At 31.5% G+C, this 12519-nt stretch carries 11 protein-coding genes; 10 read left to right on the forward strand and 1 reads right to left on the reverse strand.

Going from position 1 to position 12519, the window contains the following annotated elements; translation table 11 throughout:
• Positions 1 to 47 precede the first annotated feature (47 nt).
• The 10 genes from QZZ53_RS14430 to QZZ53_RS14475 all read left to right on the forward strand — a co-directional run bounded on the left by QZZ53_RS14430 (position 48) and on the right by QZZ53_RS14475 (position 12013).
• The gene (locus tag QZZ53_RS14430) at positions 48 to 722 is read left to right on the forward strand and encodes a histidine kinase (RefSeq protein WP_296385959.1); all 675 of its coding nucleotides are present in this window, start codon (positions 48 to 50) and stop codon (positions 720 to 722) included.
• A 1-nt stretch (position 723) separates the two neighbouring features.
• Positions 724 to 1470, forward strand: a complete 747-nt coding sequence (locus QZZ53_RS14435; protein WP_296385962.1) for a LytTR family DNA-binding domain-containing protein — start codon at positions 724 to 726, stop codon at positions 1468 to 1470.
• A gap of 123 nt (positions 1471 to 1593) precedes the next feature.
• The gene (locus QZZ53_RS14440; protein ID WP_296385964.1) at positions 1594 to 3288 is read left to right on the forward strand and encodes an ELWxxDGT repeat protein; all 1695 of its coding nucleotides are present in this window, start codon (positions 1594 to 1596) and stop codon (positions 3286 to 3288) included.
• A 28-nt stretch (positions 3289 to 3316) separates the two neighbouring features.
• The gene (locus tag QZZ53_RS14445; RefSeq protein ID WP_296385966.1) at positions 3317 to 3700 is read left to right on the forward strand and encodes a cadherin repeat domain-containing protein; all 384 of its coding nucleotides are present in this window, start codon (positions 3317 to 3319) and stop codon (positions 3698 to 3700) included.
• A 156-nt stretch (positions 3701 to 3856) separates the two neighbouring features.
• Positions 3857 to 4861, forward strand: coding sequence for a M20/M25/M40 family metallo-hydrolase (locus QZZ53_RS14450; RefSeq protein WP_296385968.1), 1005 nt, complete (start codon positions 3857 to 3859; stop codon positions 4859 to 4861).
• Positions 4854 to 5537 carry an SDR family oxidoreductase gene (locus QZZ53_RS14455; RefSeq protein WP_296385970.1) on the forward strand — a complete coding sequence of 228 codons (684 nt, stop codon included), beginning with the start codon at positions 4854 to 4856 and terminating at the stop codon, positions 5535 to 5537. The genes QZZ53_RS14450 and QZZ53_RS14455 overlap by 8 nt, the downstream gene beginning before the upstream one ends.
• Positions 5538 to 5732: 195 nt before the next feature.
• Positions 5733 to 8396: a gliding motility-associated C-terminal domain-containing protein gene (locus QZZ53_RS14460; RefSeq protein ID WP_296385972.1), complete on the forward strand. Its 2664-nt coding sequence runs from the start codon at positions 5733 to 5735 to the stop codon at positions 8394 to 8396.
• Positions 8397 to 8400: 4 nt separating this feature from the next.
• Positions 8401 to 9306 (forward strand): type IX secretion system membrane protein PorP/SprF, encoded by a 906-nt coding sequence (locus QZZ53_RS14465; RefSeq protein WP_296385974.1) that lies wholly within the window; start codon positions 8401 to 8403, stop codon positions 9304 to 9306.
• A 1-nt stretch (position 9307) separates the two neighbouring features.
• The gene (locus QZZ53_RS14470; protein WP_296385975.1) at positions 9308 to 11350 is read left to right on the forward strand and encodes an OmpA family protein; all 2043 of its coding nucleotides are present in this window, start codon (positions 9308 to 9310) and stop codon (positions 11348 to 11350) included.
• 21 nt (positions 11351 to 11371) lie between these two features.
• The gene (locus tag QZZ53_RS14475; RefSeq protein ID WP_296385977.1) at positions 11372 to 12013 is read left to right on the forward strand and encodes an HAD family hydrolase; all 642 of its coding nucleotides are present in this window, start codon (positions 11372 to 11374) and stop codon (positions 12011 to 12013) included.
• Between the two features lie 2 nt (positions 12014 to 12015).
• Here QZZ53_RS14475 and QZZ53_RS14480 read toward each other — a convergent pair.
• A partial coding sequence (locus tag QZZ53_RS14480) for a hypothetical protein (protein WP_296385979.1) occupies positions 12016 to 12519 on the reverse strand: 504 nt, incomplete at its 5' end.

Below are 12519 nucleotides of genomic sequence, written 5' to 3' on the forward strand. Positions count from 1 at the left end.
CGCTTTAAAAAACAAAGCAATTTTATTTATTTGTAATTATTGGAAGTATGTTGGCTATTTTAACAATTGTTTTCTTTTTTCGCCAGCGCTCGTTAAAAAATAATCAAAAAATATTAGAGACTGAACAGCGACTAAATAGGGCTAGAATAAATCCGCATTTCTTTTTCAATGCTATGACTTCAATACAAAATGTAGCTTTGCAAGAAAAGAGTGTGAAAACTACTCTATACACTTCTAAATTGGCAAAAATAATGCGCCAATCTTTAGAGAGTACTTATGAGGAATTAGTGACGGTAGAAAGTGAAATAGACTTTTTAACTCAGTATCTTGAAATTCAAAAATTGAGATATCCAAATAAGTTTGGTTATAAATTTTATGTAGATGATGCTCTAGATATAAATGAACTTAAACTTCCTAGTATGCTCATGCAACCATTTATTGAAAATGCAATAGAACATGGTTTTAAAGCTATTGATTATAAAGGTGAATTAAATATTTACTTTAATGAAGCGAAAGACGAATTACTTGTGATTGTAGAAGATAATGGTATCGGAATTTATGAACTACACAAAGCTAAAACACATAAATCAAGAGCGATGCAAATTATTAAAGACCGCTTGTATTTGTTTAATATTCAAAATAAATCGAGTGCTTTTTACGACATCGAGAAAGCTGATAAAACAGGCTTTAAAATAAATGTAACTTTACCTAAGCTGTATTAAAATGAAGATACTTGTAGTTGATAATGAAATTAATATTCGCAATGGTCTATTAGAAATGATTAGTAGTTTCTGTAGTGATATTACAGAGTTGCATGAGGCTGAAGGTGTAAAGTCTGGACTTGAGAAAATAGAAACAATTAATCCAGATGTAGTTTTTTTAGACGTTGAATTAGATGATGGTACAGGAATGGATTTATTATTGCAATTGCAAGAGATAAATTTTCACCTCATTTTTATTACTGCTCATAATAAGTATGCCATTGATGCTTTTAAGTTTAGTGCAATCGATTTTTTATTGAAACCTATTTCGCCAGATGATCTAATTAATGCATTCGATAAAGTTGAGCAACAATATAAAAACAAGTTTTTGAATCATCAATTACAAGTTATGCAAGACAGCTTGAATAAAATAACTTCCAGAGAAAAGAAAATTGTATTAAAGGATAGCAGTTCTATCTACTTTGTTAACGTTAACGATATTATTCGTTGTGAATCATCAGGACAATACACTGAGTTTTATATTGAGGACACTAAAAGAATTGTAATCTCTAAATCCTTAAAAGAATATGAGACTTTGTTAGAACCTTTTGGGTTTATTCGTCCACATCATTCACACTTAATAAATATCAATAAAATTCTTCGGTTTGATAAAGTAAATGGCGGAAGTCTTATAATGGAAACATTAGAAGAAATACCTGTTTCTCACAGAAAAAAAACTCAAATACTTCAGGTTTTAGGTTCGTTGTAAATCCAATCTTGCGATTTTATAGTTTAATGCAACACTTATTTAATAAGAGCTAACACTTAGTTATTTAGCAAAAATGTAATTTGATTTTTCATGATGTTTGGGCAAACTTTAAACCTATTTATTATGAAAAATTTTACAGGATTCTTAATGCATTTTATTAATAAGAGCTGTGATAGAAAAATATTATTATTTATTACAGTGCTAAGTTGTGTTTTTAGCATGAGTGCCCAATTTAGATTGGTGAAAGACATACGACCTGGAACTGCTAGTTCTCTTGTTGGTGATATGTATGAGTTTAGTGGTAGGCTATTTTTTTCGGCATTAACCAATACTACTCATCCTATTACTCAAAGATTTATTCATGCTTCAGATGGTACAGATGTAGGAACTGTTAATCTAACTGTTGATTTTACAACACCAATATTTAATGATTTAGCACATAATCCAGACGATAATATTACTTTCTTTACTGCCAATTCAGATTTATTTTTTGAAGTTAAGAAGTCTAGCAATAATGAACGAATATTGCAAAAGCTTACGGGTAATTCAAATATAAGTTCTACAGAATACTCTATTTCATATGCAAATGGGATATCAAGTTTTAACGCAAGGTTTGCCGAACCAATTTTTATTAATAATCAAATAATTTTCACCCCTTTAACTGTGTCTAGTAATGTTGGTGTAGAACCGCATGTGTTTGATGTTTCCAACCCTACAAATAGTGGTGTGTTTAAAGATGTTTATTTAGGTCCACCATCATCAGACCCACATGATTTCACTTTGTTTAATGGTGAATATTATTTTAGTGCTAATGATGGTGTAAGTCATGGTCGAGAAATATGGAAAACAGATGGAACTGCAGCTGGAACAGTATTTTACTTAGATGTAATACCTGGAATAGGCTTTAGTAATCCAGATCAATTAAATGTTGTAAGTTCAAATTTAACTTTTGTAGCAAATCACGACACAGTTGGTAGAGAATTATTTAAAACCAATGGTTCAGGAAATTTAGGTTTAATTAGAAATATTCATCCAACAGGAGATAGTAATCCTTTAAATGTTACAAGCATTGATAATACATTATATTTTAATGCAAATAATGGTTCAGTTGGAATAGAATTATGGAAATCAAACGGGAATACCAGTTTAGGAACCACTTTGGTGAAAGATATTAATGTTACAGGAGATAGTAATCCTTCAAAATTCATTAAAGTTGGAACAGATATTTTCTTTGTAGCCGATGATGGTGTAAATGGTGTTGAGTTATGGAAAACAGACGGTTCACCAGTTGGAACTAATATGGTTAAAAATATTAATCCGACAGGAAGTAGTTCTCCAGATTATTTTACAGAATATAACGGAAAACTATATTTTACAGCAAATGATGGTACAAGTGGAACAGAATTGTGGGTAAGTGATGGTACTGTAGCTGGAACTGTGATGATTGAGTTAAATCCTAATGGAGATGCGTCAGTATCAAGTTTAATTGTTTTCAATAATGAATTATATTTCACTGCGGATGATAGTGTTAGTGGTGTAGGGAATGAATTATGGGCTTATCAAGATCCAGCTTTATATGTAGAAGATTTTGATTTAAACAATACAATCTCAATATTTCCAAACCCAACAAGTAACTATTTTGAAATTGAATCAACTTCTACTATAGATAATATTGAAATCTATTCACTTAAAGGACAATCTATAAAAAGTTTTGAGCCTCAAAATCAATACGATATTTCAGAGTTTTCAATTGGAGTTTACTTTGTGAAAATTCAATCTAAAAACGGTGAAGTTATAAAACGAATTATAAAAGAATAAATTAATATAAACCCCAAATTTAAAAATCATGAAAACAATTAGAATAGTAATTCTGCTTGTAATAGCAGTTGTAACAATATCATGTAGTAATGATGATGAGCCTAAAAATCATGCACCAATTTCAGAAGACAAGGAGATTAGCATAAGTGAAAATTCAACTTCAGATATAGTAGCAACTATTGATGCTACAGATATAGATGGTGATGACTTAATCTTTGCAATAGTTTCGCAAAACCCAACAGGAAGTGTAATAATTAATGATTTAACAGGAGAAGTATTTATGGCAGATATAAATGCCTTCGATTATGAACAAAATACATTGATTATAGTAGTTGTTAATATAAGTGATGGATCAACTACTACTGAAATGCAGTTGACTATTAATATTTTGGATGTCAATGAAGCAGATTAAAATTGAAAAATACAAATTAGAATTATTTTTAATAGCTTTTTATAGTGCTTTATTATTTCTGTTTTTTGGTTAATAGTTAAGTCCTCAAATTTAAAAATCCTGTTTCATGAGTTTGAAACAGGATTTTTTTATCTTTAAACTCAAATAAAAATAACTATGAAAAAATTACTTCCAATACTGATGTTTGCGTTATTAATTGCGTGCTCTGTTAAACAAAAAGCTGCAAACGGTGAAAAAGGTAAAGATGGAACTAGTTCTGTGCCGAAAATCACACAACAAGATATTAAAGTTAGTATGGAGTATTTAGCTTCAGACGAATTAGAGGGAAGAGCAACAGGAAGTGAAGGCATAGAAAAAGCAGCAGTTTTTATAGAAAACTATTTTAAAGCAAATAACATTAAGCCATATTTCGAAACCTATAGAGATGATTTTGAGTTTAAAAACAGTAGAAGTTCTACACCTGATGAAGTTATAAAAGGGTTCAATATCATTGGAGTTATAGAAGGTAATGACCCAAAATTAAAGAATGAGTTTATTATTCTTGGAGGGCATTATGATCACATAGGATTCGGAAAAGAAGTTAATGGAGATAAAATTGCCAATGGAGCTAATGATGACGCCTCAGGTACTATTGCAGCAATGGAGTTTGGTAAGTATTTCTCAAAATCAAAAACTAACAAGCGTAGTATTTTAATTACGCTGTATTCAGCAGAGGAAATGGGACTAAAAGGCTCAGGTCATTTAGCAGAGCGTTTAAAAAAAGAAGATATTAATGCTTATACCATGATTAATTTCGAAATGATTGGTGTGCCAAGAACTTCAGATAAATCTATGGCTTATATGAGTGGATATAACCGTTCAAATTTCGCAGAGACGTTAAACGAATATGCAGGTGGAGAAGTAGTTGGGTTTTTTCCTAAAGCAAAAGAATTCAATTTATTTATGAGGTCTGATAATTTTCCATTCTTTAAAGAATTAAACATTCCAGCACATGCTATTTCTACGTTCGATTTTTCAAATTTCGATTATTATCATCATGTAGATGATGAAGCAGATAAAATGGATTATAAGCATATGGCGAATTTTATTAATAAAATGATTCCAGCGCTTGAAGGAATGATGAATGCATCAACAAAAGAAGTAGCTTTAAAAGATGAGTAAAAACATAATAATTACAGGGACTAGTAGAGGAATAGGTTTTGAGTTAGTTCATCTGTTTGCTAACCAAGGTTATAATGTATTAGCATTATCAAGGAATGCACAACCTGTTAATAATCTTCATTTCGAAAATATAACATCTCTGGCATTCGATTTATGTAAGCAAGAAGACTATAAAAAGGTGGAGCAGTTTATAGATGAAGAATGGAAACATGTAGATGTTCTAATTAATAATGCAGGTACTTTATTAAATAAACCTTTTGCAGAAACTACATTCGAGGATTTTGAACAAGTCTATAAAACAAACGTATTTGGCGTGTCTGAAATGACTCGAATCGTATTACCATTTATGAAGCAAGATGGACATGTAGTTACGATTAGTTCTATGGGAGGCATTCAAGGCAGTATGAAATTCCCAGGGCTTTCTGCCTATAGTTCTAGTAAAGGAGCTGTTATTACGCTTACAGAGTTGTTAGCCGAAGAGTATAAAGAAACTGGCCCGCAATTTAATGTGTTGGCATTGGGAGCTGTGCAAACTGAAATGCTAAAGGAAGCGTTTCCAGATTATCAAGCTCCAACAACAGCTATAGAAATGGCAAGTTATATTCATAATTTTGCTTTAACAGGAAATAAATTTTATAACGGTAAAGTACTTCAAGTTTCTAATTCTACTCCTTAGGTGAATTTGTGTCTAATTTTGTTAATAACTATTTTAACTAAGTTGTGAGATTTATCTTAATGATTTAAATTGCTGTAAAATTATAAAGCTTTGTATTTCAAAAGAATTGTCTTCATTTTTATAGGAACTTTTATTTCCACGTTAACCTATCTTCAAGCGCAATGTAACCTCGTAGAAACGATTACTATTTGCGATATGACGCAGATAGATAATGATAATGATGGTACACCCGATGGTATTATTAATTTGTACGATGAATACACTAATCTTACAGGTAATACCATACAAGTTGGTACTTGGTTTGATCCCAACTTTAACTTTGCTTTAAATGAAGCTACTGGAGATTTGTTTCTTTGGGATTTAAATGAATCATCTACGGCTATTACAGATTATCAGTTTGAATTAACAAATGCAGATTGCGGAACAGACGTTGCTCTAACAATTAATTTGGTATTAGGCCCATTTTCGGGAATAGCACTACCTACTAATTTAGAAGACGTTAACGTACAAGTTTGTGATTCAGGCTCTACACCAATAGATATATGTGTAGCGCTTCCAGATATGGATCTTTTTGAAGCTTTAGAATCCTTGCCTAGCCCTCATGCAAATGGTCAATGGGTTTATGAAGGGAGTAGCCCGAATTTTAATAATATTAGTGGATCTGAATTATTTGTTACTGTACCTTATGCTCCTGGACCTCCATTAGTTGATGAAGAAACATTTGAGTTGGTCTATATGGTAGAAGGGATTGCTCCTTGTGACCTCATACAAGAGACTCGAGTTAAAATTTCAGTGGTTAGACAAGTTTTTTCTGGTTTAAATCAAAACCAAAGAGTTTGTGAAGCATCTATATTAAATGGAGATTATGATAATGATGTAGATTTAACGGATGATCAATTTTTACTCTTTGAAGATATAGAAGGGACTTGGGAAATGGACATGTTTGGTCAAGTAACATCCTTAGGAGATTCAGTAATAAATATAAATGATATCTATCAACAAATTATAGCCAGCAATGTGAGGTTTGGATGCGTTGATCTTGATTTTACTTATTCAGTAGAACAGCGCTCTGGTGTCTGTGATGACGCAGATACAACCGTTAGTTTTAAGATATATGAATATTTAAGATCATTTTCGCAAACTAGTTTTCCTGAGTTTTGTGAAGATGACCCATTATTACCTGCAAGTATTAATTTATACGACCAATTAACATTTACAAATGAAAACGGAGTATTGTTTGATTACCCATCTGATGCCTGTACGCAATGGAGTTTATTATCTGGACCTTCGGATTTAGGTCTAGTTAGTAATGGAGGGGATTGTACACCATCACCAGGATATTCTCATTTAGGACCTGTTAGTTTAACTGATGCAGAAGCAGGAACTTATATTTTTCAATATACAGTTAGTCCTGAGGTAAATTGCAATCCTGATGATTTTGAAGCTTTAGATTATTTAGATGCTTGTACAAGTATGGCGGATCCTTCTGGGTTTTGTGATGCCGAAACAGCACAAGTGGTAATTGTTATTCAGCCAAAAAATTATGCAGGAGAAGATACAGCTGCAATAGAATTTTGTCAATCGATTATTACGGGACCAATCGATTTAATTTCATTATTAGGTACCAATGGTGTTGATGATCCTATTTACGAAGGACCATTAGGAACTTGGACAGATTTAGATAATGGAGGAACAATTACCAATCCATTTACTGTACCTCAAGTTACTGATCAACAAGTCTTCAATTTTATATATAATACAACGACAGCTAATAATTGTTTAGATAGTGCGACATTGTCTTTTACAGTTTACGAGCAGTATAGCTCTGGAGTAGGAAGCACTCTAGATATTTGTAATACTGAAGGTGCTTTTAATTTGTTCGATATTTTAACTAATAATCCAAGTACAATAGGAACATGGTCTGGACCAAACGGTTTTATGTCAACAGATAACAATGTTGTTTTCGATCCTGCAATGTTAGATGCTGGAGTTTATACTTATACAGTTCCAGATAATGGTTTATGTATAGGGAGTCAGGCATCTATAACCATCTCTATTTTTACAAATGCAAATGCGGGAAGCGATATGATCGCTACATTATGTCAATCTGATTTACAAATAGACCTATTAACATTGTTAGATTCTCAGGCTGATTTAGGCGGTACATTTGTAGATATTGATAATACATCTGCATTAACAGGAAGTATTGTTGATGTGTCTTCATTAAATGAAGGTCTGTATGATTTTGAATACCAAGCTCAGGGTAATGTCAATTGTAGTCCAGATACTGCAATACTTACAGTTGAGGTTTTAGATATTGCAGCACCTAGCGTGCAGAATCAAACATTTTGTTTAATAGATGGAGCCACAATTGCAGATTTAGTTGCTACGAGTAACGATGCGCAGACCTTTAATTGGTATGATGACGGAACTTCTACAAACGTTTTGCCAACGACAACTTTATTGGAAAACGGTGAAGACTATTTTGTTTTAGCTATTGATAGTAATGGTTGTGAATCGGATAGAACTTCTTTAGTCGTAACACTATTACCACTAAATGATGAAACTTGTGATGAATGCGAAATAAATGATGGAATTTCGGATAATGATGATGGCGAAAATGAAGTTTTAGACCTGTGTAATTTACCAGTAGTGTTTCCAAATTACGAATTAGAGATTTTTAACAGATACGGAACTATTGTTTTTAAAGGAAATAGAAATACAAACCTGTTTAATGGAGAATCTAATGTGTCATTAACGCTTGGCAATCGTTTACCTTCTGGAGTGTATTTCTATGTTTTTAATCCTAATGATGTAGCAACTGAGCCTTTTCAAGGTAACTTCTATTTAAGTAGATAATTATATGAGATCATTAATAGTCATAATAGTATTGTTTTTAGGATTTGTGTCGCAAGCGCAACAAAATCCGCATTATACGCAATACATGTATAATATGAATGTGGTTAATCCTGCATATATGATTAACGAGCCTAGTATAATAGAAGTCGGTACTTTATATCGTTCACAATGGGTTGGTATTAAAGGAGCGCCTAAAACAGGAAATGTCTTTGCTAATATCCCTTTAAATGATAAGATTGAATTAAGTGTTAATTATCTTAATGATAGAATTGGTGGTGTAGTGAATCAAGATTTATTCAATATTGATTTTGCTTATAGAATAAACCTAACAGATGATCTTAATTTATCTTTTGGTTTAAAAGCAGGCATAGATAATTTAAGATTCGATTTCTCAGGCACTAATGTAACTTCAGATGATTTCTTTCAGAATACAAGTAAGACGGTTTTAAATATTGGAGCTGGTGCATTTTTATTTAAAGAAGAGTTTTATGTTGGTCTTTCATCTCCAAACTTAATACCTAGCGATTTAGATGCCAATAACGGCGTATTATATCAAAATGCAATTCATGTATTTTTAATTGGAGGTTATGTTTTTAATTTAAATGACGATTTTAAACTCAAACCTTCAACAGTTGTAAAAATGGTTTCTGGGTCACCAATAAGTTTCGATATATCTGCAAATGCACTGTACTTAGATAGATTTGAGTTAGGCGTTTCTTATCGTTACCAAGATGCAGTTACTGCACTTGCAGGATTTAAAATAACACCAGATTTACGACTAGGCTATGCTTACGATTTTAATACAAGTGCTTTAAACGATTTTAATAACGGAAGTCATGAGTTTATGTTAACCTATAGGTTTGACGTTTTAGGATTAAGTAAAAAATATTCATCTCCAAGATTTTATTAATATGATAAATAGAATTATTGTCATAATAAGCTTACTATTTGTGCAAGTATTAGTTGCACAACAAAAGACAAGAGCAGATCGCTTTTTTGAAAAAGGAGATTACATAAATGCAGCACTACTTTACGAAGAGCAACTCGAAGAAAAACGATCTAAAAAGGCACTTGAGAATATTTCTATAGCTTATTACAATACATTTGAATATAGAAAAGCTGCAAGGTTTCTAAAGCGATTAATAAATGGTAAATATCCTGAAAGTGATAAAACTTATGATAATGCATACAACTTTAAACTCTATCAAATATTATCTGCTTTAGGAGAATATGATGTTGCTATAGACTATTTAAAATTATTTAAAACAAATAATAATTCATCTGTTAATACCAGCGAAGCAATAGAGACTATTGAAACGTTTAAACTGAAAAACCCAGATTATAGAATTAAAAACTCACAATTTAATTCTGCTGCTTCAGAGTTTGGAGCTGTTAAATTTGGTGACAGTGTTTATTTTACTTCAGATAGAGAAACAAAATCCTTGTTTGGTAAAACATATAGATGGACACATCAATCCTTTTTAGATATTTATGCGGTTAAGGTTAATGAAGATTTAGATGCAATTGGTGAGGCGAAACCAATGTCAAAAAGCATTAATTCAAAACTACACGAAGGAAATTTTTGTTTTACTAGTGATGGCAATACATTATATATTTCTAAGAGCAATGTGGTAGATGGTAAAAAACAATTTGACGAGAGCAAGAATAATAATATTCACCTTTTTAAAACCACGTTTTTTGAAGGTAAGTGGTCAGAATTAGAAAAGTTGCCATTTAATACAGATGGGTTTTCTTATCAGCATCCTGCATTAAGTTCTGACGGTTCTAAATTATATTTTTCATCAAATAGAGAAGGTGGTTTTGGTAATTTCGATTTATACTATGTGGATGTAAAACCTTCTGAGTATAGTGAGCCTATTAATCTAGGAGAAACCATAAATACTGAAAACAGAGAGCATTTTCCTTTCATTTCTGATAAAGGACATTTGTTTTTCGCTTCAAATGGACATTTAGGATTAGGTATGTTAGATAATTTTGTTTCAGAAAAAGTAGATGGCGAATTTGAAAAACCAGTAAATCTTGGTGTCCCAATTAATTCGCCTTACGATGATTTTAATTTAAATTACTATAACTCACAAGAAGGCTTTTTTGCATCAAATAGAAATAGGAGTAATGACGATATATTTTTATTTAAGCAAACAGGCGAGATTTTTATAAGAGAATATATAAATAGATTTGAGATTCGAGACTCAGAGACCAAAGCGCTGATACCTAATTCTGCCGTAGCACTTTTAGATAGAAATAATAAAAAATTATACAAAAACACATTAGGAGAAACAGCAAGCTTTAGTAAAAACCTTTTAGAAGGTAATTATGTGTTAAGGGCAGAGAACGATGCATATAAGTCTAATACATTAAATGTAAAAGTTATTGAAGAGCAAGATCAAGAACATATTTTATATTTAAAAAGACTGCCACCTCCACCTCCTTTACCACCAATTAATCCAGTTGATGCCATAATAGCAGAAAAAGGAATTGATAAAGAATTAGAAGAGAAAGATCCAGAGCGTTTTAAATTATTGACAGATCCAGAAGGACCTCCAGTTGTAGAAAAAGATGGCAAGTTGTTTTTTGAACTTCAGCCTATTTATTTCGATTTTGATATGTGGAATATTCGTCAAGACTCTAAAGTAATTCTTGATGAATTGGCTAGTAAATTAGAACGTTATCCAAATATTTACTTAAAAATAAGTTCGCATACAGATAATAGAGGTACAGTGAGGTATAACCAAATATTATCAGAACGTCGTGCAGAATCAACTAGAAACTATTTGGCGCTTGAAGGTTATATTAATGCTAGACGATTACAGTTTGAAGGATTTGGAGAATTACAACCTATTGTGTCTTGCCCTTTGTTAGATTGTACAGATGAAGAACATCAGCTTAATAGACGAAGTGAGTTTGAAATTGTTGAATATAAAAAAGAAGACTAATAACAATTCTATTGCTTACCAATGCCTAAATACAAGTGTATTATTTTCGATTGTGATGGTGTTTTGGTAGATAGCGAGCCGCTAAGTAACCAAGTTATGGTTGATATGGCTAATGAGTTAGGAGCAGCTATTGATTTAGAATATGCTTACAAACATTTCAAAGGGAATTCTATAAAAAAATGTATCACTCAGGTTTCAGAATTAATAGATACAGAAATGTCTTTAAGTTTCGAAATTGAGTATAGAACACGGTCATTCGAAAAATTTAAAAACGAAATACAACCTGTCGAAGGGATTCTAGATGTTATCAAAAACCTTAAAATTCCATTTTGTGTGGCTTCTAGTGGTCCAGAAAATAAAATAAAACTTAATCTTGAGTTAACAGGTTTATTACCGCATTTCGAATCAAAGATATTTAGTTGTTATACCATTCAAAAATGGAAACCAGATCCAGCTGTTTTTTTATGGGCTGCAGAAACTATGGGTTTTCAACCTTCAGAATGTGTGGTAATTGAAGATAGCATTATTGGTGTTAATGCTGCAATTAACGGAGGTTTTGATGTTTTTGGCTTTTCTGCCCATGATTATAATGACGAACTACAAGAAAATGCGACAAAAACATTTGATAGCATGTTAAAGTTGCCTGAGTTATTAGAATGTTAAAGCTAATTTTTAGAAAAGGATACCTTATTAGAGACTAATGTTTTATCATCAATCATTATAGTTTTATTAGTGATAATAGCAAAAATAGTGTCTATAGTTTTATTATTCTTCATGACCTTAGTGTAGCTCAGTTTTATTTTCTGAGTACTATCATTAATAAAGACTACTTTACCTAATTGTTTCACATTTTTAATAATTGCGATATTATCTGTTTTAAAGTTACTTATAGAATCGTTAGTGTAGTTTTTTAATTGTTCTGCAACTTCATCTGTAAACTCAGGATGTTGATTTTGTAAAGCAATTAAATCATAGAAGTCTTGTAATTTCTGATTAATCAAAGGCTTATTAATATCAATTGTAGATTCAACTTTAAAGTCATCTAAAATTTCTACATCTAAATCTTCTGTTGCCATTTCATAATTTTCATCTGCGCTTTTCACCTTTCTATTCTCCATAGCGCAAGCAGAAAGCAGAATACTAATAAATATGAGTAGAATATGTTCTGT

It is taken from the genome of Winogradskyella sp. (genome assembly GCF_016744625.1).
GTDB lineage: Bacteria > Bacteroidota > Bacteroidia > Flavobacteriales > Flavobacteriaceae > Winogradskyella.